Source organism: Vibrio sp. 10N.286.48.C11, assembly GCF_041469805.1.
GTDB lineage: Bacteria > Pseudomonadota > Gammaproteobacteria > Enterobacterales > Vibrionaceae > Vibrio > Vibrio crassostreae_C.
The window spans coordinates 1-214 of the sequence record NZ_JBFRLK010000170.1; the positions used below are offsets into that span (position 1 = coordinate 1).

General features: G+C 50.0%; 1 protein-coding gene. It reads right to left on the reverse strand.

Annotated features, from left to right (window positions below; translation table 11 throughout):
- Nucleotides 1-214: VCBS domain-containing protein (locus tag AB4209_RS22425; RefSeq protein ID WP_372057450.1), on the reverse strand; the 214-nt coding region annotated here is incomplete at both ends.

The window sequence follows — 214 nt, forward strand, 5'->3', positions numbered from 1 at the left end:
GTGCCTGATGTCGTTACCGCTTTGTCGGTTTCATTGATGGCAACGGTTGCGCTGCTGACAGTAGCGGCGTCGTTAGTGCCGTTAATCGTCACTTTGATCGTCGAGGGTGTGCCATCAATAGACGACACCGTGAAGGTTTCTTCAACTTTATCGCCGACGTTTAATTGGTTAAACGCACTGTTCGCGGTGAACGACCAATGACCATTGGCATCAA